General features: G+C 44.3%; 24 protein-coding genes. 5 read left to right on the forward strand and 19 right to left on the reverse strand.

The genetic code is table 11. From position 1 onward, the window contains the following. Nucleotides 1-4 precede the first annotated feature (4 nt). The 17 genes from FQV28_RS13385 to FQV28_RS13465 form a co-directional block, all read right to left on the reverse strand. Nucleotides 5-574 carry a TetR/AcrR family transcriptional regulator gene (locus FQV28_RS13385; protein WP_146496998.1) on the reverse strand — a complete coding sequence of 190 codons (570 nt, stop codon included), beginning with the start codon at nucleotides 572-574 and terminating at the stop codon, nucleotides 5-7. 131 nt (nucleotides 575-705) lie between these two features. Further along, a complete protein-coding gene (locus FQV28_RS13390; RefSeq protein ID WP_146496999.1) occupies nucleotides 706-1,104 on the reverse strand; it encodes a MaoC/PaaZ C-terminal domain-containing protein in 399 nt (132 codons plus the stop codon). Then, nucleotides 1,101-1,550, reverse strand: coding sequence for a MaoC family dehydratase N-terminal domain-containing protein (locus FQV28_RS13395; protein WP_146497000.1), 450 nt, complete (start codon nucleotides 1,548-1,550; stop codon nucleotides 1,101-1,103). The genes FQV28_RS13390 and FQV28_RS13395 overlap by 4 nt, the downstream gene beginning before the upstream one ends. A 15-nt stretch (nucleotides 1,551-1,565) precedes the next feature. Beyond that, nucleotides 1,566-2,330 carry a 3-oxoacyl-ACP reductase FabG gene (gene fabG, locus FQV28_RS13400; protein ID WP_146497001.1) on the reverse strand — a complete coding sequence of 255 codons (765 nt, stop codon included), beginning with the start codon at nucleotides 2,328-2,330 and terminating at the stop codon, nucleotides 1,566-1,568. A 226-nt stretch (nucleotides 2,331-2,556) separates the two neighbouring features. Then, complete coding sequence (locus FQV28_RS13405; RefSeq protein ID WP_146497002.1) at nucleotides 2,557-2,877, reverse strand: Zn-ribbon domain-containing OB-fold protein; 321 nt, start codon at nucleotides 2,875-2,877, stop codon at nucleotides 2,557-2,559. Nucleotides 2,878-2,882: 5 nt separating this feature from the next. Continuing rightward, a complete protein-coding gene (locus FQV28_RS13410; RefSeq protein ID WP_146497003.1) occupies nucleotides 2,883-4,016 on the reverse strand; it encodes a thiolase C-terminal domain-containing protein in 1,134 nt (377 codons plus the stop codon). Next, nucleotides 4,013-5,494, reverse strand: coding sequence for a class I adenylate-forming enzyme family protein (locus FQV28_RS13415; protein ID WP_146497004.1), 1,482 nt, complete (start codon nucleotides 5,492-5,494; stop codon nucleotides 4,013-4,015). The genes FQV28_RS13410 and FQV28_RS13415 overlap by 4 nt, the downstream gene beginning before the upstream one ends. After that, entirely contained in the window at nucleotides 5,482-6,051 is a 570-nt protein-coding gene (locus FQV28_RS13420; RefSeq protein ID WP_255472946.1) for a PPC domain-containing DNA-binding protein, read from the reverse strand. Before FQV28_RS13420 ends, FQV28_RS13415 begins: the two co-directional genes overlap by 13 nt. Further along, nucleotides 6,044-6,793: an SDR family NAD(P)-dependent oxidoreductase gene (locus FQV28_RS13425; RefSeq protein ID WP_146497005.1), complete on the reverse strand. Its 750-nt coding sequence runs from the start codon at nucleotides 6,791-6,793 to the stop codon at nucleotides 6,044-6,046. The genes FQV28_RS13420 and FQV28_RS13425 overlap by 8 nt, the downstream gene beginning before the upstream one ends. A gap of 14 nt (nucleotides 6,794-6,807) precedes the next feature. Further along, a complete protein-coding gene (locus FQV28_RS13430; protein ID WP_146497006.1) occupies nucleotides 6,808-8,133 on the reverse strand; it encodes a TRAP transporter large permease in 1,326 nt (441 codons plus the stop codon). Beyond that, a complete protein-coding gene (locus FQV28_RS13435; RefSeq protein WP_146497007.1) occupies nucleotides 8,130-8,657 on the reverse strand; it encodes a TRAP transporter small permease in 528 nt (175 codons plus the stop codon). The genes FQV28_RS13430 and FQV28_RS13435 overlap by 4 nt, the downstream gene beginning before the upstream one ends. Nucleotides 8,658-8,671: 14 nt before the next feature. Then, nucleotides 8,672-9,691 (reverse strand): DctP family TRAP transporter solute-binding subunit, encoded by a 1,020-nt coding sequence (locus tag FQV28_RS13440; protein WP_146497008.1) that lies wholly within the window; start codon nucleotides 9,689-9,691, stop codon nucleotides 8,672-8,674. 11 nt (nucleotides 9,692-9,702) lie between these two features. After that, nucleotides 9,703-11,022, reverse strand: a complete 1,320-nt coding sequence (locus tag FQV28_RS13445; protein WP_146497009.1) for a (Fe-S)-binding protein — start codon at nucleotides 11,020-11,022, stop codon at nucleotides 9,703-9,705. Then, nucleotides 11,015-12,427, reverse strand: coding sequence for an FAD-binding oxidoreductase (locus FQV28_RS13450; protein WP_146497010.1), 1,413 nt, complete (start codon nucleotides 12,425-12,427; stop codon nucleotides 11,015-11,017). The genes FQV28_RS13445 and FQV28_RS13450 overlap by 8 nt, the downstream gene beginning before the upstream one ends. A 145-nt stretch (nucleotides 12,428-12,572) precedes the next feature. After that, complete coding sequence (locus FQV28_RS13455) at nucleotides 12,573-13,664, reverse strand: CdaR family transcriptional regulator (protein ID WP_146497011.1); 1,092 nt, start codon at nucleotides 13,662-13,664, stop codon at nucleotides 12,573-12,575. A gap of 161 nt (nucleotides 13,665-13,825) precedes the next feature. Beyond that, on the reverse strand, nucleotides 13,826-14,221 hold the full coding sequence (locus tag FQV28_RS13460) for a hotdog fold thioesterase (RefSeq protein WP_146497012.1): 396 nt from the start codon (nucleotides 14,219-14,221) through the stop codon (nucleotides 13,826-13,828). Between the two features lie 40 nt (nucleotides 14,222-14,261). Further along, on the reverse strand, nucleotides 14,262-15,827 hold the full coding sequence (locus FQV28_RS13465; RefSeq protein ID WP_146497013.1) for a fatty acid--CoA ligase: 1,566 nt from the start codon (nucleotides 15,825-15,827) through the stop codon (nucleotides 14,262-14,264). Nucleotides 15,828-16,233: 406 nt separating this feature from the next. Between FQV28_RS13465 and FQV28_RS13470 the strand changes: the two genes are divergently transcribed. Together FQV28_RS13470 and katA are read left to right on the forward strand one after the other, a co-directional pair. Further along, nucleotides 16,234-17,496: a C40 family peptidase gene (locus FQV28_RS13470; RefSeq protein WP_146497014.1), complete on the forward strand. Its 1,263-nt coding sequence runs from the start codon at nucleotides 16,234-16,236 to the stop codon at nucleotides 17,494-17,496. A gap of 278 nt (nucleotides 17,497-17,774) precedes the next feature. Then, the gene (gene katA / locus FQV28_RS13475) at nucleotides 17,775-19,241 is read left to right on the forward strand and encodes a catalase KatA (RefSeq protein ID WP_146497015.1); all 1,467 of its coding nucleotides are present in this window, start codon (nucleotides 17,775-17,777) and stop codon (nucleotides 19,239-19,241) included. 102 nt (nucleotides 19,242-19,343) lie between these two features. On the opposite strand, the gene FQV28_RS13480 is transcribed toward katA, so the two are convergent. Next, nucleotides 19,344-20,741 (reverse strand): protoporphyrinogen oxidase, encoded by a 1,398-nt coding sequence (locus FQV28_RS13480; protein WP_146497016.1) that lies wholly within the window; start codon nucleotides 20,739-20,741, stop codon nucleotides 19,344-19,346. 151 nt (nucleotides 20,742-20,892) lie between these two features. Here FQV28_RS13480 and FQV28_RS13485 point away from each other — a divergent pair, with 151 nt between their 5' ends. After that, nucleotides 20,893-21,453: a nitroreductase family protein gene (locus FQV28_RS13485; protein ID WP_146497017.1), complete on the forward strand. Its 561-nt coding sequence runs from the start codon at nucleotides 20,893-20,895 to the stop codon at nucleotides 21,451-21,453. A gap of 36 nt (nucleotides 21,454-21,489) precedes the next feature. Here the strand turns inward: FQV28_RS13485 and coaW are convergent, their stop codons facing one another. Beyond that, nucleotides 21,490-22,293 (reverse strand): type II pantothenate kinase, encoded by an 804-nt coding sequence (coaW, locus tag FQV28_RS13490; protein ID WP_146497018.1) that lies wholly within the window; start codon nucleotides 22,291-22,293, stop codon nucleotides 21,490-21,492. Between the two features lie 292 nt (nucleotides 22,294-22,585). Between coaW and FQV28_RS13495 the strand changes: the two genes are divergently transcribed. Both FQV28_RS13495 and FQV28_RS13500 read left to right on the forward strand, forming a co-directional pair. Further along, nucleotides 22,586-22,819 carry a hypothetical protein gene (locus FQV28_RS13495; protein WP_146497019.1) on the forward strand — a complete coding sequence of 78 codons (234 nt, stop codon included), beginning with the start codon at nucleotides 22,586-22,588 and terminating at the stop codon, nucleotides 22,817-22,819. A gap of 45 nt (nucleotides 22,820-22,864) precedes the next feature. Further along, nucleotides 22,865-23,419 (forward strand): chloramphenicol phosphotransferase CPT family protein, encoded by a 555-nt coding sequence (locus FQV28_RS13500; protein ID WP_146497020.1) that lies wholly within the window; start codon nucleotides 22,865-22,867, stop codon nucleotides 23,417-23,419. Nucleotides 23,420-23,458 lie beyond the last annotated feature (39 nt).

The raw sequence follows: 23,458 nt of genomic DNA on the forward strand, positions 1-23,458 counted from the left end.
CGCTTTACGCTTGGGGTGCGAGAATGCCACTCAAGATAAAATCGGCATACATATCTGCCAATTCAGCCACGGAAAGCGAGCCTTCTGGATTGAACCATTGGTAGCTCCAGTTGGTGACGCCAAGAATTGCGAAAGTGATCATCTTCGGTTGCAAGCTTTCCCGGAATTCACCTGATTTAATGCCATTTTCAATGACCCGTTCAATATTCTCTCGGAACTCGGCGCGTTTTGCCCGGATGGTCGCCGCGTTTTCAGGTGATAAATGGCGGATTTCCCGGTAATACACTCGTCCAATCGCCCCTTGAGTTTCAATGTCGTGGATAAGCAGTTCCACAACTTTCACCAGTTTCCCCCGATTTGTTGATTCGGTTTCCAACATCGTCTTTTGCCTTCTCAATAAATCATCGATATAGCGAAGATGGATATCCATAAGGAGAGCTTCTTTGCTTTTGAAATGATAATAAAACGAGCCTTTAGTGACGCCTAATGCGTCCACGATGTCTTGGATGGATGTTGCACTGAACCCTTTTTCCACAAACAGGTCGGTGCTTTGCTTCATCAATTCTGCTTTCATAGAGAGCCACTGCCTTTCTCTTTTTCCTAACTGCCTTTTAGCTTATTATACCATTCCTCTATCCTCATTCCGCGGCAGAAAAGCCAAAAGAATATGCCGAGTCTTTTCAGAAACGGCAACCTAAGATATGACTACAAGGAGAAAATAACATGGCCTTTTAAGACATTCTTGCCGTTTTGATTGACAGCCTCAACTGTGAATTTCACCTCTTGCTCTCTCTTTTCCACAACCGTCGCTTTTAAGGTGACGGTGTCGCCGAGAAAGACCATCCCTTTAAAGCGGATAGCATAGTCTTGAATGAATCCTTCTTCGTAATAAGGTGTGAATAATTTCGCCAAATTGCCCATCGTCCACATGCCATGAGCAATAATTCCTGGCAAACCGGCTTTTTCGGCCTCTTCATCTACGGTATGAATCGGATTGAAATCACTTGATGCCTCTGAGTAATTGATCAGATCCAGACGGTTTACTGGATTCAATTGGATGGAGGGCAGCGATTCTCCTGCTTGCAACTCAGCCAGGAACTTCATGGCAGCATCTCCTTTTGCGCAGCTTCAGAGATAATTACAGTGCGTTCTTCCGTAAACAAAAGCGCTCCGGATTCATCTTCTCCGAATTTCGTCAACACCAAAAACCCCATATCTCCAAAATTGCCGCTTTTCTCGAAGTAGTCTTTTACTTCCATCCAGCAATACACATCTTCACCGACATATAAAGGCCGATTGTAATGATAAATCTGTTCTCCATGGATCAAGCCTTTAGCAGGCAAGTGCAAATCCGGAATTATTCCGGCATCAAATGTGACAGGAAAAGTAGGCGGCGCAATTGCAGTTTTGTAGCGCGAATTTGCTCCTGTGAACTCATCTGAGTATATCGGAGCAGGATCGCTGATCGCTTCTGCAAATTTACGGACGGCCTCTTTCTCAATGGTATTTTTCACTTTGTTCGAGGACTTGCCGATACTTGATTTCAACATTTTTTAACCCCCTTGCTAGTTTCTCGGTCCACCTGCCACATACAATACTTGCCCACTGACAAAAGATGAGCGCTCATCTGCAAAGAACGCCACTGCATTTGCAATATCCTCCGGCTTTCCGCTGCGCCCCACCGGAATTTGCGATACACTTGCTTTGATCAGTTCCTCAAACGGAATGCCAATTCGTTCCGCAGTCGCCTTAGTCATGTCCGTCTCGATAAACCCTGGCGCCACTGCATTTGCCGTTACGCCAAATTTCCCAAGTTCGATCGCCAACGTTTTCGTTAATCCTTGCAAGCCGGCTTTTGCAGTCGAATAATTGGATTGCCCTCGATTTCCTAGTGCGGAAGTCGATGAAATATTGATGATGCGGCCGTATTTGCTTTGTGTCATGTATTGCTGCGCGGCACGAGAAGCGTAAAACGCCCCTTTCAAGTGAACATCCATTACCGTCAGCCAATCCTCATCCGTCATTTTGTACAGCATATTGTCCCGGATGACACCTGCATTATTTACCAGAATATCAATGGAGCCAAAAAGGTCGAACACTTCCTTCATCGCTCCTTCGATTTGTTCCCGGTCGGTTACGCTGGCATTTTTTGTGTAAACGGAATAGCCCTTTTCCTTTAATTCGCTCTCCGTTGACGCCAGCGCTTCTTCGTTCACATCAATGATTGCGACATTGGCTCCTTCGCTCGCAAAACGTTCCACAATTTCTTTGCCAATGCCACGGCTTCCGCCTGTCACGAACGCCGTTCTTCCTGCAAATTTTTTTCCCATTAAAGTTCCTCCCTTTTCATCTGCTGTATATGTTTAAGCGTCTTAGTTTTTAATACTGAACGGCCGGTATGTAAATGCCAAAAAACAATCTCTTTAATACCCGGAAAATGTTGAAAGCGCTTTCTATTCGTCTTGAAATTCAGTATAACCTACTTTCCGAACGGCATTCAACAATAGTTTCAACTCTATAAAAAGAAGGCCGCTATTATAAGCCACCTTCTCTGTTTCACACAACTGCTGAAGTGTTCGATACTTTTTCGTAGACATAGGCACCTTTTTCGACGCGGCTCAGTTTGACTGCGTCCCCGATTTCCACATCTTCTTGAATACGCGCCGTCACTTTAGCATTCGCTTCATCTAAATCGACCAACACAACATTATACGGGGCTATGTCCGCAAATTCCGCTGGGGCTATATGGATTTTCGTGTAGCTGTAAACCGTTCCTTTATCGGACACTTCTTTTTCCTCGTGCTTGCTTTCTCTGCATGTTGGACAAGCGTGTTTTTTTGTAATGGAATCTGTGCCACAGCATGAATAAATCTTCATATCCCTTACACCCTTTCTAAAATATGGACAGTCGAATAAGATCCTGTTCCACCTAGATTTTGCGCAAGCGCCAAACGCGGAGTGTTCGCCACTTGGTTGGCCGCATTGCCTCGCAGTTGGCGCACTAATTGATAGAGCTGCGCAATACCGGTGGCTCCGATTGGATGACCACGCGATAACAAGCCGCCGCTTGTATTGACCGGCTTATCGCCTGTCACTTTTGTGCGGCCTTCCTCAACTGCCTTCCAGCCTTCCAAACGGTTAAAGAAACCGAGTTCCTCTGTTGCGATGATTTCAGTCATGGAGAAACAGTCGTGGATTTCGACGACGTCGATGTCTTCAGGACCTACGCCTGCCTTTTCGTAAGCCAAGCGTCCAGATTCGCCGATCGCCGGTATCGACAACAAGTCCACCGCATCCTGCATTTGCGTCGGTCCCGAAACTTGGGCCGAAGAACGGACATGAATCGGCGATTTTTTGCGGGAAATGACGATGGCAGCGGCGCCGTCGGTCATCGGCGAACAGTCGAACAAGCCAAGCGGATCGGTAATCATGCGAGCTGCCATAATTTCTTCCAAACTTGTCGGTTTTGGAAACTGCGCTAACGGATTCCGGACGCCGTTCTCCCGGTTTTTCAAGGCTACGCGAGCCAAATGTTCTTTCGAAGCTCCTGTTTCATAAAAGTAGCGGTTCGCCAGCACCCCAAAAAAACCTGGGAATGTCAGCCCTGCGTGCTTTTCTGTAGAAGTTGTATCCATTGCGGAATTGATTGCTTGGGTTACGTCCGGTGTAGAAGCGTGTTTCATCTTTTCTACTCCGGCGATTAATACGGTATCATATTCCCCGCTTAACACCCCTATTACGCCTTGGCGGAAAGCGATTCCGCCTGAAGCACAAGCTCCTTCCACTTTTGTAGAGGGGATATAGCCAAGGCCCAGATCATTTGCAATAAGCGCTCCTAAAATTTCCTGGTTTGAAATGCTGCCTCCCATAAAATTGCCGACAAATACCGCATCGATTTTCGGGCGCCCCGCATCATTTAACGCTTCTGTACTGGCTTCCAGCAATAGCTCTTTCAAAGAAGAATCCAACTTCCCAAACTTCGTCATTCCAATACCATGGACGTATACGTTCGTCATTTGCTCACCTCCACATGCTGCTGTTTCATTTCCCGCTTTAAGATTTTGCCGTATGAGCTCTTCGGCAGCTCTTCGACCAGGAAAATTTCTTTCGGTTTTTTAAAGCTGGCCAAGTTTTCTTTGCACAATTCGATAAGCTGCTCCACCGTCACTTCTTCTTTCCCATTCGGCACAACAAAGGCGATGACGTTTTCTCCCCATTTGTCGTCAGGTACACCGATGACGCACGTTTCCTTGACGCCTTTGTGCAGATTCAGCACTTCTTCCACTTCGCGCGGATAGATGTTGACGCCGCCGGAAATGATAACATCTTTTTTGCGGTCCACGATATGCACAAATCCTTGTTCATCGCGCCAGCCTAAATCTCCTGTATGTAGCCAACCATCTTGCAGCGTTTCATTGGTCGCTTTCTCGTTATTCCAATAACCCTTCATGACGAGCGAACCTTTTGCAATGATTTCCCCAACTTCGCCATGCGCCACTTCTTTATTTTCATCATCCACTATTTTCACATCAACAAACATGCCAATCCGCCCGCACGAATCCAGGCGATGAAGAATTTCGTTTCGCGGCATCATCGTGATGCACATCGGCGCTTCCACTTGCCCGTACGTCTCCACAAAAATAGTGCCGGCTTTTTCAATTGCTTCCTGCAGTTTGCTTGCTGCAATCGGTGATCCCGCCATATTGATCGATTTGACAGTCGCCAATTTAGCAGCATCAAACCCCGGATGCTGAATCATGAGATTGACCATTGTCGGGACTAAAAACAATATGGATATCTTGTCTTCTGCCAAATGGTCCAAAAACTCTTCCGGCTCGAATTTGCTGTAGACCACTTGCGTCAATCCGTACAGCCAGGAAACATGGCTCAAGAAGTTGGAGCCATGGGTCAACGGCGCAACGTGGCCGACGATGTCTTCATAACCCACTTCGCATACTTGAGCAAGCGACAGGGCTCCGGCAATCATGTTCCGATGGGACAACATGACCCCTTTCGGATTTCCCGTAGTTCCGGAGGTGTACATGATTGCGAATAAATCATCTTCAGCAACAGTTTCAAAAAATGATTTTCCTTTAAACTGCTCAATTACCATTTCATACGGCTGCCCGATATAAAGCACCGGCACATCCATTTCAACAGCATCAATCAATAACTGGTCACCGATCAAAATGCTGAGCCCGGCATCATCAATCATGTACTGGTGTTCTTTCGGATGAAGGCGATAGTTAAGGGGAACTTTAATCATTCCAGCTAAAGCGACAGCGATATCCAATTCGATATGCTCCAAGCGGTTTGACATTAATACACCAATGCGGTCACCTTTTTTATATCCCAAACTGTTAAAGTAAGCAGCCAATGCTTTCGCACGTTCGATAAACTCTTGATAAGTGAATGAACGCCTTTCATCTTTCACTGCCACTTTGCCCGGATATGCATCCGCTGACTTTAAAGCTAATTGTCCTAAAGTTTCCATTTACTCTTCACTCCTTTTGTAAACTGGAAAACAGGCAGCCCCCAATGAGGATCTTTTCCGCGCTGCATTTCAACACCGTCCAACGGAAATATAATATATTCAACAGTAACGGCTACAGGATTTTCATTTGCCAAGAAATGGCCGCCGTTAATCTGCCGATCGCAGTCAATCATCATGCCATGAAAATGAACATCCAGTTTTCCATCTTCACCGCAGCCGACAAACCCTGTTCCAGAAAGCAGTTCCACAGCTGAATCGGATTTTATTTTTTCTGAGTATCTTACTGCGCCTTCAACATCGCCTCGCTCCATTTGGACAAATGTTGCATACTTCAATGATCCAAAACATTGGAAATGAGCCGCCTCTATATTGAAATGGTTGCAGATTTCCTTGATTCCCCCAAACAAATCAACATCCTTCATCAAACGTCCGACAATTCGGTGAGATCGCCCATCATATACCGCTTGGATGCGAGCGGGATCTAACATTCCCTCTTCCTGTCCAGCAAATTGGTGAGTGGCTTCATCATACGCCGTCTGAGTCCGAATGTTATCCAATACTAACCCCTCCATCGACCTTCAGAATCTGGGAAGTTGTATAACTGGCTTCTTTCGTTGCAAAATAAAGAACGGCATTGGCTATATCACTCGGCTCTCCCATCCGGTCGATGACCTGATTGCTCGTATCATAAGGGACACCTGCAGTAATGGCCGTCGCTGTCGCTCCAGGGGCTACTGAGTTGCACGTGATGCCATACTTGCCGACTTCTTTCGCCACCCATTTGGTTAACGCAATGACGCCGCCTTTTGATGCCGCATATGCCGGGCCTGAGCGGCCATTTTTCTCATCCCCTCCGGATACCACTCCACCGTTTATGCCTGAAACAGAACTGATGTTGACAATGCGGCCATACCTCGCCTCTTTCATATGCGGATAAATGACGGCTTGCGTGAACAGGAATGTCGCCTTCAAATTGGTATCCAGATCCCGCTCCCACATATCAAGCGTCATGTCTTCAAGATCCAAACGGCTGCAAGTGCCCGCATTATTCACTAGCACATGGACTTCATCATATTTCTCGATTGTCCGGTTTACCACGGCCTTTACGAAATCGGGATCTCGGATATCTCCCAGACATTCCAAGTAATCCGCTCCTCCTAACAGTTCAATCGTTTTTTCACACGAATTCAAATCCACCAAGACCACCCTTGCGCCTTCTTTTGCAAACTGAACTGATACCTCCTGTCCGATGCCGCTTGCCGCTCCTGTTACGATCGCCACTTCATTTTGCATTCTCATTTATCTTCAGCTCCCTATTTCACATTTAATAGATCAGGTAGAAAAGTTGATAATGCCGGGATGTAAGTAACCAGCATCAGTACGATGATTGCAGCAATTGCAAAAGGAATAACTCCTCTTGAAATTTCCACAATATTTGTTTTCGAGATTCCTGCCGCCACGTACAAATTCAAACCAACAGGTGGCGTAAACAGCCCAATCGCCAAGTTTACCGTCATGATGACTCCAAAGACCGTCGGATCCACTTCAAGGAAGATAATAAGCGGCAACAAGATTGGCACGAAAATGTAATAAGCTGAAATTGCATCGATAAATGCACCGGCAATCAACAGCAATACATTGATCAACAGCAAAATCAAAATCGGGTTGCTCGTTAACCCCATTATGCTATCTGAAAGATCCCGTGCAATTTGTTCAGTCGTGATAATGTAAGCAAATACGGAGGCGGCACTGACGATGATCATTACTACCGCCGTCTGGATTGCTGCTTCTACAAAAATTTTGTAGATCTTCTCAAACGTATCTTTGCGGTTCACTACAATTCCGACGAGCAGACCGTAAACAACCGCTACCACAGCAGCTTCTGTCGGAGTAAAGAATCCTCCGTAAATTCCGCCTAGAATGATTACCGGAATCATCAACCCAGGAAGGGCTCCAACAAAGGCGGACCACTGCTCTTTCTTAGTCGCTTTACGGATTTCCAAGCCTTCCGGCAGGATAAATTCTCCCTTTTTTTCTTGTCTGGCGCGGACAATCATTGCCGCGATGATAAAGGCGATACCCATAAGAATCCCTGGAATTACACCTGCCGCAAATAGCCGGTTGATCGTAACCGGTATTTGATCGCCTGCTACAACTGCAAAAACGATGAACGCGATGCTCGGAGGAATAACGATGCCAATCGCTCCAGAACTTGCCACCAAAGCGCCTGCCGTTTCTTTTTTGTAGCCGTTCTTGACCATCGACGGAATAAGGATTCCCCCGATTGCAGCCACCGTTGCCGGGCCTGATCCTGAAATCGCCGCAAAGAAAATTGCTACAATTACCGTTACAAGTACAATTCCGCTTTTCCGGTGCCCAACTAGCGCTTGGGCAAAATCAATAAGGCGCTTGGAAATCCCTACTTGTTCCATAATGACGCCTGCCAGAATGAAAAAAGGAATCGCTAGCAATGTAAATTTCGCGACACTCGTATACATGATGTCCGTCACCATTTCCAGCCCGAAAACACCACTTGAAACCACAAGAACCACAAGCGATGCGACACCTAATGCAATGGCAATCGGCACCCGCAAAAATACCAGCGCAAAGAATGTTCCAAATAAGGATACAGCTGTCATGCCAGCCCATCTCCTTCCAATGCAGAACGTTTCAGTATCTTCTGCTTTTCTTCACGGGCAGTTTGATTGACCAGTTTGATTTCCTCTACACAAACCTGAATAGTGCGGATGACACACAACAAGGCCCCGAGTGGCAAAGCCATAGATAATATCCATTGCGGCCAGCCTAAAGCAGGTGTTTTTTGCCCCATATCCATTTGGAACATTACCATCTGGATTCCGTACCATAGCAGTACACCAAACAGGGTCAGTCCCATCAATGCCGAAAATAGGATTAGAACTTTTTTCAACCCGTTGTTCATATGGTCGAATATTAAAGTAAAGCCCAGGTGTGCGTATCGACGCACACCTGCAGCCGTGCCGACAAATGTCAGCAGAACAAACAAGTTAATGGTAATTTCTTCGGTAAAAGAGAGAGACAGACTCGCTATATTTCGGGAAACAATATTAGCGAATGTGATGACGGTCATGACCAAGAAGGCAACAAATAAAATGACTTCTTCGATATACGTTAAAACTTTCATTAGGAACTACCTCCTTATTCACCTTGGAACGCTTTTAGCAAATCCGCACCCCAAATATCTGTGTACTTGTCATAGATCGGTTGCGAAGCTTCCTTGAATTGAGCAAGTTCATCTTCAGTTGGTGTATAAAGCTGCATGCCCGCCGCCTCTAAATCGGCAATTTGTTTTTCTTCTTTTTCGCGTGCAATTTTCACTTGGTACTCTGCCGCTTCTTTTCCTAGACGGTCAAACAATTCTTTGTCTTCGTCACTCATTGATTCGTACAATTTCTTGTTCATGCCCAGTACTAGTGGGTCATAAGAATAGTTCCACATTGTCATGTATTTTTGGACTTCTTGAAGTTTAGAAGAAGAGATAACGTCAACCGGATTTTCTTGTCCGTCGATTGTGCCTTGCTGCAACGCTGTAAATACTTCTGAGAATGTCATAGTTTGTGGATCTGTTCCTAGCTCACGGTAAAGATCTGTGTACATTGTGATGCCAGGGATACGGATTTTCAAACCAGCTAAATCTTCAGGCGTTTTCACTTCCAATTTGTTATTCGTCAGCTGACGGAAACCGTTCTGGCCGAATCCTAATGCGTGGACGCCTTTTTCATCTAAGATGGCTTTCAGCTTCTCTCCGCCTTCGCCGTTAAATACCGGATCCACTTCTTCAACGTTATCGAATAAGAAAGGAGCACTTGCTACACCAAAGCGATCATCCAAAACTGAATAGATGATGGTCGAGTTGAACGTCAAATCGATTGAACCTTTTGCCAAACTTTCAACTGCTTTTGCAGAATCTCCGCCCGACAATTGCTCGTTGGCGAAAAGTTCAAGGTTGATGCGGCCATCGGATTCTTCAGCGAGATCTTTTTTCAGCTTCTCAGCTGCTTCATACCAAGTCGATGAATCTGATACAGTTACCGACATTTTCAAATCATATTCTTTTCCTTCAGCATCTACGCCACTTTCCGCTTGCGAACCACACGCCCCTAAAATTAATGCTGCCGATAAGCCTATCGCTGCTAAATTGAATTTTTTCTTCAACATTCGATCCACCCCTAATTTTGGTTTTTTTGAATTGCATCATATAAAAAGTCGACAATATGGACAGCCTGCATTTCCTTCTGTAAGCCTTCTCGCTGAATTCCTACTTGCATTTGCATGAGGCATCCTGGATTGGAGGTTACAACTTTTGACGGCTGCAGCTCCCGCACTCCTTTCATCTTCAGCTCCAGGATTTTTTTCGCCATTTCCGGTTGAAGCAAATTATAGATTCCCGCGGACCCGCAGCAACTCCCTGCATCGATTAATTCTTTATATTCAAAGCCCGGCGCGTCTTGCAGGAGCGAACGAGGCTCTAAAAATACTTTGTTGACGTTCCGCAAGTGACAGGAATCTTGATAAGTGACAATTGCGTTCTCTTCAGACTTCAATGCCTTTAGCCGAGCGTTCATTCCGAGCTTTACGAATACGGATGAAATGTCGAGCATTTTTTCAGAGAACCTAGCCGCTTTTCCGGCATAATGCGGATCGTTTACCAAATGCTTTTCGTATTCGCTTAAAAAAGCGCCACAGCCGCCGGCATTATTAACGATGTAATCAAAATCGTCGGAGTCAAAGGCATCTATATTTGCTTTGGCGTTTCTTAAGCCCTTGTCCATTTCTCCACTATGGCCATGCAAAGCGCCACAGCATTGCTGCTCTTTAGGAACAACCACTTCCACCCCTAGCCATTCAAGCAGTTCAATGGTTTTGCGGTTGGTTTCCTGAAACAGCGTATCCATCAGGCAGCCGGCGAAGAAAGCAACTCTCATCGTTCTCGGTTTTAATGAAGGAGGTTTCTTTTTCTTCGTCTCGACTTTAGGCAATACACCTTCCATTTCTTTCATGAATGGCGGGAAAAGGCTTAGAAAACCGATTTTGCGTGTTGCAGTTTGCAAACCCGACTTTTGATAAAACTGGACTAACTTCACCGTTGCCGCCATTTTCTTCTGATCTGCAAAGACGCCATCAAAACTGGCCTTCCGAACGATTTTTTCCATCAAGTCTTTCGGCTTTGCTTGTTGGATAGCAACGCGGGTTTCTTCGATCAGCACCCCGTATTGGACCCCTGCCGGACAAGCCGGCTCGCATGCCCGGCAGCCAAGGCACATATCAAACGCATCTTCAACAGAACCATCCCATACGACGTCCCCGTCGCGCATCGCTTTCATAAGAGCGATGCGGCCACGCGGGGAGTGGGTTTCGTCTTGGTTTGTCGCTAAGTAGGTCGGACAAGCCGGCAAACAAAAACCGCATCTCATGCAATCCATTAAATATTCTTCATTGACATGTTCTTTGAAAGACTCCTGCATATGCTGCTGCAATTCACTAACCATTGTGAATCACCAGCCTCATTTTGGTTTCTTTCGCAAACAGTTTTCCGGGATTCATAATATTAAAAGGATCAATCGAATTTTTGATTGCTTTCATAAGGTCGATACCGCTTGCACCGAGCTTCCATTCCAGGTAAGGGGCTTTCATTTCCCCTACACCATGTTCTCCTGTAATAGTTCCGCCAAGTTCAAGCGCAACATGGAAAATTTCAGCCAACGCTTGTTCCACACGCTCCATTTCTTCCTTATCGCGCACATCCGTTAAACAAGTGGGATGTAAATTGCCATCTCCGGCATGCCCAAAGGTGCTAATTTGCACATTGTATTTTTCTGCAATTTCCTGGATGGCCCTGACCATTCTTGCAATTTCAGATCGTGGAACCGTTGCATCCTCTAATATTGTGGTAGGCCGCTTTCGGGCAAGCGCAGAAAGCGCTGCCCGCCTGCCCGTTTTTAATATTTCTGCTTCTTCGTTGGAAGATGCCATGGTTGTGGAAGTAGCCCCTTCTTTTTTTGCGATGGCAATCATCGTCTGGATATCCCGATCAACTTGTTCTGCGTTGCCGTCTTGTTCCATCAGCAGCATGGCTTCCGCATCCCTTGGCAATCCGATATTCATAAAATCTTCAACAGCGCCGATGGTTCCTTTATCCATGAACTCTAAGGTCACCGGAATGATTTTATGGGCAATGATCGAAGATACAGTCCTTGCTGCATCTTCCAGCGAATTGAAATAGGCGATGCCTGTTTTTTTCGAAATGGGCAACGGAATCAATTTCAAAGTGATTTCCGTGATGATGCCGAGTGTGCCTTCCGCTCCGACGAGCAAGGACATCAGATCGTAGCCTGCAACATCTTTGGCCAACTTGCCGCCCAACTTCAATACTTCACCGTCCGGCAGCACAATAGTAAGCGCTTTCACATAATCTTTTGTTACGCCGTATTTTAATCCCCTGAGCCCTCCGGAATTCTCACTCACATTTCCACCGATTGTGGAAATTTTCATGGAACTGGGATCTGGCGGATAGAACAATTTATGCTTTTCAACAAAATTGCTCAAATCTTGTGTGATTACACCAGGCTGGACGGTGATCGTCAAATTCTCTTCATCCAATTCCAGAATTCTATTCATATTGTTAAACAAAAGAACAATGCCGCCTTGCGTCGGCACAGTACCAGCAGCCAAATTAGTTCCAGACCCCCTGGAAACAATCGGGATTTTTTTGCTTGCGCAAATTTTAACGATTTCCCTTATCTCTTCTGTATTTTTAGGAGAAAGAATCAAATCCGGTTTTGCTTGAAAATTTGCGGTTGCATCATATGAATAGGCCAGCAATTGAGCTTGAGAGTGTTTTATATTGGATTCACCTACTATTGAGGTGAACGGTTTTGCTAAATTTGCATCCACGGCTTCTACCTCGCTTTCGTGTTAACGCTTTCATTTATATTAATATTCAAACTGTTCTGAAACTATGTGTGCAGAATACAAAGTTTTTCATAATTCATTCTTGTTTTTTGTATAAAAACACAAAAGACACCCTATTATCAGAGTGTCATTTCTTTCTATATAAGCGCAAGGCTGTATAAATAACAGCTATATCTTCACTATTTGTAAGCTTTAACCCAAGAATCGTTTCAATTTTGCTTAACCTGTAATTCAAGGTGTTTTTATGGATATGCAATTCATCTGCTACTTCTTGAAGCGATGTCTTTTTTTGGATCCACACTTCCAGGTTATGAAGCAGCTCCTTTTCTTCAAGGAGCGGCGCGATTGTGCGCTTTAAATACTCTTCCTGCACTTTTTGCGGAATCGAGTAATACAGCAATTCCAATTTTAGGTCTTCTTCAAAGACCATGCGATTCTGCCTTGCCGAAATAGCAGCTGCCATTTCAGCTTGCTTGAAAGATTCTTTTATATTGTAAAAACCAGTAGCTTTTCCAACACCGATTGGAAGCTTTCTTTTTGTCTTCTTTTGCAATTTTGCTGAAATGCTCAGTAGTCCTTCGCATAGTCGCTCTTTTGGTATGTTCGGCAAAATCAAAACAAGCTTTTCCAATCCCCACCGGACGATTTTTAAATCGGGATGAACCGTTTGGGTGCGCAATAGATTTTCAACATCCGCAATTTCAAGTTGCCGGTCCGTTTGAATTACCGCTACTTGTTCATATAGCGAACTGTCAATATTCAAAACCTTTGCGCGGTCTTCAATAGCCTCGTTAGTTGACTCAGTCGTGATTAAGTCAAAAAAGAAAAACTCAATTTCTCGGATATCCCGCTCTTTTTCTTGGCGCGACATAAAATCGGTGATAAAAAGCTCTGCAACTTTTCTGACCAATTTTGCATATTTTTCCACTTCAGCCGGCTTGCCGGTAATCCCTATGACGCCTATTGGCGTATTGGCAATAATAATCGGCATTACGATGCCTGGCCTGACGCCCCTTAATTTTTCACACATCTCTTTTGTCATGTTTATTTCGACTTGGTTTTTCATCGAGAGCGAAGCCCCTTCATGGAAGGTGTTCAATCGCACCGGATCCGTACTCGCTATCACAAACCCATTTTTATCTGTCACTAATACATTCTTGTCGATTAAGGAAGAAAGTTCTTCCACAATTTGCGTTCCGAGTATTTGAAAGTCGAACATCACATCACCCCTGTAAATTACTATAAACTATTCTTCGCTCGATTTTTATACTTTTTTGCTAAAATAATAAACAATGAAAGGGCAATAAGTTTGCAGAAGAAAATCTAAAACAAAGCATCCCTCTTCTACTAGGCAGAAGAGGGATGTCACTGGCTTATAAGTTATTTTTTCTTTTTAACAATCGCCACTGTGCACCTCGAAACACAAATCAAGTTTTCTTCTTCGTCAACAATTTTAATATCCCATACCATCGTTGTCCTCCCTTTGTGCAATGGAGTGCCGATGGCTGTCACCAGCCCCTCGCTTTTTCCCCGGATATGGTTTGCGTTTATTTCAAGGCCAACCGCTAATTCGTTTTCTTGGTCTATAAGATTCCACGTTCCTACGCTTGCCACGGACTCCGCCAACACGACGGACGCTCCACCATGAAGCTGGCCTTGCGGCTGATGGGTGGCTGCATGGACAGGCATTGTCGCCGCCACCCGGTCCGGTTGCACCTCTATAAATTCGATGCCCAATACACCTACAATTGTTTCTTCGAACGGCTTCATGTTCATCTCCGCTTAATCTCCTTCCCGACTCGGCTATTGAAATATATTAAGGTTGATTGCTGCCGCTTTCCACACCCAGCTCCCGAAGCAGGAACTTTTGGATTTTTCCGCTTGCGTTGCGAGGCAGTTCGTCAACAAAACGGTAGCTCCTTGGACGTTTATAACCTGCCAGACTATTATTGTTCTTGCAGAACTCTTCCAGCTCTTCTGCTGTAAGACTTGAATCTTTCGAGACAATAAACGCCAAGACGCTTTCTCCCCACTTCTCATCCGGAGTTCCCAGGACTGCCACATCATCAACCGCCGGATGTTCGTGCAAGACGTCCTCGACTTCCCTTGGATATATGTTTTCACCGCCGCTTATGATCATATCGTCCACTCGGTCCGCTACATATAAATAGCCCTCTTCATCCATATAACCCAGATCGCTGGAATGATACCAGCCCTTGTACAATGCTTTTTCCGTAGCTTTCTCCCGGTTAAAATACCCCTTCATCATGCATGGCCCTTTGACAATAATCTCACCGACTTCTCCCGGCCCTAAAATGTCCTCCGGTTCGGAAGGGCCCTCATCATTTGGACGCACAATCCGGATTTCATGGTTGTAAGCAGCTTTTCCGGCAGATCCGGCTTTTGCCAACTGCTCATCTTCGGCAAGGAATGTAATGGCAGGCCCCATTTCCGTTTGGCCGTAAGCCTGAATCAAATCAATGCCTAAAACATCTTTCACTTCCTTCACAAGGATTGGAGCCATCGGAGCAGCTCCGTATAAGCCTCGCTGCAAACTTTTCGCTTTTTCTCCTGCTCCTTCTTGCCTTGCCATCATGCTCCACATTGTCGGTACCGCAAACATGACTGTAACTTTTTCTTTTTCAATCGCTTCCAGTGCGTCCACAGGATTGAATTGGTGCATGATAATGCTCGATGCTCCTGCGTGAACCCTTGGAATGATACAGCAATGCAGTTCAGCGCAATGGAACATCGGGGCAAGAACAAGCCCGACATCGTCTTTGGAATACTTGATGGCTGCCGTGCAAATAAGGCTTTGTTCAGCCATATCCCGATGTCGGTGAATGACGCCTTTCGGCCGCCCGGTCGTTCCGCTCGTATACATGATGGCGTATGTATCCATTTCATTTACTTCAATTGTTGCTAAGTGTGTACTGGAATCCTCTATTAATTCATGGTAGCTCTTAGCATAATCTAACTTTTGGCCATCGATCACCCAAAACTGGATAGCCGGGAATTGATCGCAAATGGATGCAATAGCCTCTTTTAACTGTGTTTCAAAAATCACAACTTTTGGGTTAGCATCATCTAGAATATATGCAACTTCTTCCGATTTCAGCCGGAAATTAATTGGATTAAAAACAGCACCGATTTTTGCACATGCAAATAAGGAGGTTGCCAGTTCCTCAGTATTGAATAAATATGTCGATACCCGGTCGCCTTTTTCAACACCAGCCTCAATCAATGCATTTGCTGTGCGATGCACTTTATCCTTCCATTCCCGATAGGTCAAACGCTGATTTTTCCTTAAATCCACCAATGCCTCTTTCTCTGGATACTTGCTCACTGTCTGATCAAAAATGCTTCCAATTGTCGTATACATTTATTTCCCCCCTCATTATGAATGATGATTCAGCCTCTTAATCCACATTATAATGTCAGACTAAATAAAATATTTAATTAATTTAAAAATGATTAAATAGTCTCGACTTAAAATTAACCGTTAATATTTTTCATTCATTTCAGCAAATCCGAAAAACTTACGGGAAGCCGCTCCATACTAAGAAAATGCTCTCTAAAACATAAAAAGACTTGAGCATAAGTATGATACTCAAATCTTTCCTATTATTTCCTATATTTAGATTTATTTTAAGCTAAAGATATCAATCATATGACATTAATGTAAATCATATTGCCTATTCTGTCCTAGTTAGTTAGAATAAGACATGCTCGTGCTTTAAGTTCAATGTATTTATTTTTATCACTTATTTTTAAAAAGGAGAGAAAAAATGAAAAAAATCGCTTTTTCAGTCCTCGCGACAGGTTCTTTAGCCTTATTTTTCGGAGTTTCGGATACTGAGGCAAGTTCTTATACGATCAAGTCGGGGGATAGCCTTTGGAAGATTGCTAACGATAACAATGTTTCTGTTTCTAGCCTTAAGCAATGGAATAACTTAACATCCGATATCGTCTACCCCAATCAAAAATTAACGGTATCAGCACCCGAATCGGCCACCTCTTCAACAGCAGCAAGTAAATCAAGCGCAACTAAAAGTACAGCTTCTTCAAGTACATACATAGTAAAATCGGGAGACACCTTATCAAAGATTGCTCTGCAATACAAGACAAGTGTCAGCACGCTTCAAAAAGCAAATGGCATTTCCGGTTCCACGATCTATGTTGGACAAAAACTGAAAGTGACTGGCACAGCTTCATCTGTTGCGGCTACTAAACCCGCAACTACTACCTCAACGTCAAAAAGTTCTACTTATAAAGTAGCAAGCGGCGATACATTGTCTGGCATCGCTAAAAAGGCTGGGGTTTCCGTAACACAACTTATGAATTGGAATAATTTATCTTCCAGCCTTATCCGTGTGGGGCAAGTGCTCCAAATCGAGAACTCTTCTTCCAGTAATACAAGCCCGGCGGCAACCGCTCCTGCTTCATCAGTTTCTGCCCCGTCGACTTCAGCAACTGGAACATACAAAGTAGTTAGCGGCGATACGTTATCTGGCATCGCTCACCGACATGGTGTCTCGGTCACACAAATTATGAACTGGAATAACTTGACTTCCAGCTTGATCCGCGTTGGACAGACACTCAAAATTGAGAATTCACTGGTAGCGACACAGCCAAGCACGACTCCGGTCTCCGCTCCTGTAACTGCTCCGACAAATTCAAGCACCGTCAATACGATTATTTCTACTGCTACATCTCTACAAGGCATTCCTTATGTTTGGGGTGGTTCAACAACTCGGGGGTTTGATTGCAGTGGATACATTTATTATGTATACAACAAAGCGGGCATAAGTGTGCCACGCACAAATACGACTGGACTTGATGCACGCTCGTATGATGTGAGCAAACCTCAAGTCGGGGATTTGGTCTTCTTTAAAAATACCTACCGCCAAGGCATTTCACATGTCGGCATCTACATGGGCAACAATAAGTTCATCCACGCAGGCGGTGACCGCGTTCAAATCACGAGTTTGAACGATAGTTACTGGGGCAAGCATTTTGACAGCTTTAAACGCTTGTACGCCATGGACTAACTAGAATACACAAAAATCATGCCCATTGCATTCGGCAAAATGCAGTGGGTTTTTCATGTATTTCATTAAGTAATTACCCTTTTTTTACCTTAATAAACTAAATATTAGTAAAAATTTATAAATATTCTAATCGTTTAGTTGACCTTCTTAACCAAGTAAAACAATCGCTTACCCTCCTTTATTTATAATGATTATTAATAAGTATTGATTTTTAAATGAAAAATGTTATCATTGTTATTGTAGTATTATAACTAAAATGAGAATGAGGTGTTCGATTAATGAGTACAGATAAAAGAGCTCTAACTACTAGCTGGGGTGCCCCAGTCGGAGACAACCAAAACTCACAGACAGCTGGACAACGCGGCCCTGTCCTATTGCAAGATGTTCATCTTCTTGAGAAATTGGCTCACTTTAACAGAGAACGGGTTCCTGAGCGCGTAGTGCACGCAAAAGGCGCAGGTGCACACGGTTATTTTGAAGTTACAAACGATGTGACCAAGTACACAAAAGCCGCTTTCTTGTCAGAGGTTGGCAAAAAGACAGATATGTTCGCGCGCTTCTCAACAGTAGCTGGTGAAAACGGATCTGCAGACACAGTTCGCGATCCTCGAGGGTTTGCATTGAAGTTCTATACTGAAGAAGGAAACTATGATTTAGTCGGCAATAACACACCGATTTTCTTCATCCAAGATGCAATCAAATTCCCTGACTTTATCCATACACAAAAACGCGATCCAAAAACTCACTTGAAAAACCCTAACGCTGTATGGGACTTCTGGTCATTGTCACCTGAATCTTTGCACCAAGTTACATATTTAATGGGCGACCGCGGAATTCCTGCTACTCTTCGCCATATGCATGGATTCGGAAGCCATACATTCAAATGGACAAACGCAGAAGGCAAGTCTGTTTGGGTTAAATATCATATGTTGACTGAGCAAGGCATCAAAAACATCACGCAAGATGTGGCTGATAAAATTGCCGGCGAAAACCCTGATTTCCATACGGAAGATTTGTTCAACGCCATCGAAGAGGGCGACTTCCCTGCTTGGAAAATGTATGTTCAAATTATGCCATTGGAAGATGCGAACACATATCGCTTCGACCCATTCGATGTAACAAAAACTTGGTCTCACAAAGACTATCCGTTGATCGAAGTTGGCCGCATGGTGCTCGACCGCAACCCGGAAAACTACTTTGCTGAAGTTGAACAAGCGACGTTCTCACCTGGAACATTGGTTCCTGGCATCGATGTGTCACCGGACAAAATGCTGCAAGGCCGTTTATTTGCGTATCATGATGCTCACCGTTACCGTGTAGGCGCTAACCACCAAATGCTGCCGATCAATGCAGCCAAAAACCAAGTGAACAATTACCAGCGCGACGGCCAAATGAACTTTGGCAAAAACGGCGGTGGCTCTGTTTATTACGAGCCAAACAGCTTTAGCGGCCCAACTGAAACTGCAGCTGCAAAACCAGCTCCGCTTGAAATCTCAGGCGTTACAGATTCAGTTCCATACTTTAAAGAAGATTATTACACGCAGCCTGGCGACCTTTACCGCCTGCAAAGCCCAGAAGAACAAGAACGCCTTGTTGCTACGTTCGTCGGCGGCTTAAGTGCAGTAACTGTTGAGGAAATAAAACTTCGCCAAATCGGCCACCTATACAAAGCAGATCCTGAGTTCGGAACTCGTGTTGCAGAAGGTCTTGGCTTGCCAGTTCCTGGGCTGGCTGAAACTATCTGATTCTTATTTCTGTCGTGATATTCTCAATTAGCAGCCGCCTTTTCAAAGGGCGGCTGCTTTTTATATACAAAAAAGAGGATGCCAGACTTTGGCACCCTCTTTTCATCTTTCTTTCACTAGCTCTTTTCCAATTTTCTCAGCCAAGTTTTTTCCGTTCTGGATGCAGGCACCGATGCCGACACCATAATAGGAAGCTCCGGCAAGCTTGATATTCGGCACCAGGGCAGCCATCTTTTCTTCTAATGCGCTAATGGCAGACTTATGGTGCATATGATAGTTTGGCATTAAGCTTTTCCAATTTGTCACTTGGATAACTGAAGGTGCGGCTTTTATTTTTAAGCTTTTTTCGATATCGCTTAAGGCAACTTCAACCAATTTTGATTCTGACAAATCTTTCAGCTTTGCATACGAGGGATGCGAGCTCTTATAAAATAAGCGGACAAGTAAATTATGTTTTTGAGATGTATGCGCCCATTTTCTGCTCGTCCATGTACATGCGTTGCACTGTAAATCGCTTTCTTGCGTAACAATAAAGCCAGTGCCATCTGCAGGGAGTTCAGCATCCGGAATTTCAAATCCTAAATAGATGCTAATTAATGAAGAATCCAACAATTGATCGAATTCCGGATTCAATTCGTGGAGTCCCAGCACTTTCTGTGCAGCAGCATGCGGCGTAGCCAACACAATATAATCAGCAACAAGTTCTTCTCCAGTCTCGAGTTCAATACTATAACGGCCTCCCTGTTTTGATATCCGTTTTGTACCGATGCCTTTTCGAATTACAGCACTATCCAAGCTCGCCTCCAGCCGGTCAATCAGTACACTCATACCTTCATCAAACGATATGAATTTTTTATTGGCTGCGCCTTGGAAACGCTGCTTGTTTTCCCCTAACCCTTTGATAATGCTGCCATATTTGTTTTTGTAATCGACGAGATATGGCAATGTCGAAGCAAGCGTCAGCTCGTATAGGTTTCCTGAGTAAACGCCGGACAGAACTGGAGCAATTTGATTTTTGACCAGTTCTTCCCCAAGAAACTCTTCTAGGAAATCGCCTATCGAGCTATTGCGTGTGTAGTTTTCATTTAGGGTTTCAAAGTCGCGCAGTGCTGCTTTCTTCCCTTCCTCTGAAATCAGAGTTGAGCTAAATAATGCTTCTTCGTTCATTGGAATGCCAAATACCGTATCTGCAGGGATGGCATGAAGTTCATTGTTGGCGTATAAATACGAAATACCGGTGCCGTTATAGACAATCCGGTCCTCCAAATCCAAATCTTGAATGAGCGGCATTACGCTTTCGTTTCGGGCTACAATAGAGTCGGCACCGGTCTCCATGATAAACTCCCCATCTTTTACGGTTCGAATTTTCCCACCCAGCTCCGCTTGCTGTTCGATGAGCACCAAGTCCAAATCAAGGCTCTGCTCTTTTTTTAACTTCTGCAAATAATGCATGGCGGAGAGGCCTGTAATGCCTCCACCGATAACAACCGCTGTTTTCATCCACATTCACTCCTTATTGTTGTCTCTATTTTACCAACAATCAAACGGCATAGAGACAAGATATTTTGTCATTTTAGGCACGCTTTTATTGCTATTCCCTGTTAAGACTGGTTTTATTAAAGAAACGGATTTTTTTAAAGGAGAGACTAAGATGTTAAATGCAGTGGATCAAAATATCGTCAACAGACGCACCATTAAGGCTTTTAAACAAGACCCTGTTGAGGTGGAAGAAATTATTGAATTGTTGAATATCGCAAAATGGGCACCAAACCATAAAGTAAATGAACCATGGCGTTTCCAGTTATATGCGGGTGCCGGGAAAGACAAATTCGTCCAGGCTTATGTGGACGCTATGCCGACCGTCGAAGGGGAAGTTTCACAGAAGGTGAAGAATAAGGCGCAGTATTTTCGGGACATTCCGTTGCATTTGGTGGTAATTATGCCAGAAGATCCTCGCCAAAGAAGATGGGATGAAGACTATGGCGCTATTTCTTCTCTTATCCAAAATTTCCAGCTTGCCGCTTGGGAGCGCGGAATTGGCATGATTTGGCGGTCGAATGATTGGATTTACGATCCAAAGTTCCGTGAAGCAATCGGCGTAGCGCCTGGCGAAAAAATTGTCGCAACATTAATGATCGGCTACCCGAAGCATGTGCCGGAGAAACGGCCACGCACCGATATCCGCGAGAAATTGATTATTATTAATGAATAAACGCAAAAAAGATGGCGCAAGATATGCGCCATCTTTTTATTTTACAAGGGATAAGGCTCCCACTGCTCCTGAAAATTCTCCGTTTTCAAGAAATAGCGGTTCGGCACCGCGCAGCACGGTATAGCTAGTTACCACTTCTTTAAGCAGGGGGTTTTGGTAAAACGACGATCCGATGTAAATGATGGTCGAAACTCCGCATTGTTTAGCGGCGTGGACACTAACCGTACTGACTGTTTCGCCGACCAATCCGATGACTGTCGCTAACAATTCTTCTTTTGACAGTTGTCCTGCAACTCCCATAAGGTTATTTCCGAAATTACTGGCCGTCAATTCTCCAGATATCGGCGGTTCTTTTCCTTCATAAATATGTTTTACTTTTAAATCGATTCGATCTCTTGAACCGGCGCTTGCCATCCTTACAATTTCCTCGAAATCGGTTACACCGGTCAACAAATGCGCTAGTCCAAGTAAAGTCCCACCGCCGACCCCTGTTCCGCCGATTCGTTCTTGACGATTGTTTTCGATGCAATGAATGGATGTCCCCGTTCCAACATTTGTGACTAAATAGGAATCTTCACTGCGCTCCATACGCTCTAGCAACAACTTCACGCCAAGGTGGGTTGCTTCAAACTCTACTATCTCCTTAACCTCTTTATCTAACAAAGAAAGAAGAACTCCCGCTTTCCCTCCCGTTACGCAAACACGGCTTCCGCTATGGTTGTTCACCCAAGAAGCTACCTTCTCGATTTCAGCAATCGGAAACTTAGTGAAGTGAAGCGTATCGTTTTCGGCGTAAGCCACTTTAATCAGCGTACCGCCCGCATCTATTCCGAAAATCATTTTCGCACCTGCTCTTTCTCGCGTTTTCCAATGAAAATACCAGCTTTTTATCCCGCCTTAACGGTCAGCTGGAATGAAGAAACCCCTACTTAATAAAATTTCTCTTTATACACACAAATGGAATTTTATCATACTAATTTGCCCTATGGCATACTTTTCGACCCACTTCCAATTTTTTAAAAATTCTGCTAGAAATTACCCAGATTTTATTTTACAATATATTCAGTATATTCATTCTATTAAGGCATAAGTATTAGCATCCGCGCTAAATTACCTAAAAGGAGACTGATTTATGGAAATGATTATGGATAACAAACGATTGCCGATTATTATGTGCATTACTTTTGTCCTTGGCTTTTCTTGTGCTTCTTTGTCTGCCAGATATGAATTTTTGTATATAATGGTAACAGCCTTAATTATTGAAGTGTTTATTTTTGATGAAGACCGGAAGTTAAACATGTGGAAGTACATTACCGCCAACCTTCTTTTACTTTTTTCCGTATTCTCATTGTTTACTTTTATGTAATAGTATAATTAAGATCTGTATTATTATCGTGTTGGAGGAAGAAGTATGGAAAAAGGAACCATCATTTTATTAAATGGAGTATCCAGTTCCGGAAAGACTACTTTGTCAAAGGAAATCGTCCGTTTGCTGCCCGATTATTTCCATCTAAGCATCGATGATTTTGATCTTGTCATCGAACAGATGGAAGACCGTGAAAAGGGCCGGTTAATCCCGGTGCCAACGGAATATTTTTTTCATCGGACCGTTGCGATGTTTTCGGACCGCGGTACAAACCTTGTTGTAGACCAGTTGCTGCACGACCGCTTCACCATGGACGACTGTTTTAAGGTGCTTCAAGACTATCCTGTTTTTTTCGTCGGCGTTCATTGCCCGATTCAGGAGCTCGAGCAAAGAGAACGAGCAAGAGGAGACCGGGAACCAGGCTTATCAAAACGGCAACTGCAATTTGTTCATCAGCAAAACGAACCGTATGATATCGAAGTAAATACTTTCCAAGAAAGTTATGCGGCTTCCGCAAAGAAAATCTGTGATAAACTCCAAGAACAAAAACCCCCGCATATTTGGGCCCTTATGGAGCACCGCAGCCAATTAACTACATAAAAAACAAGCCGCCTCTCTTTGTCCAAAAGGAAGGTGGCT

The sequence above is a fragment of the Planomicrobium sp. CPCC 101079 genome (assembly GCF_007859275.1).
Lineage (GTDB): Bacteria > Bacillota > Bacilli > Bacillales_A > Planococcaceae > Planococcus.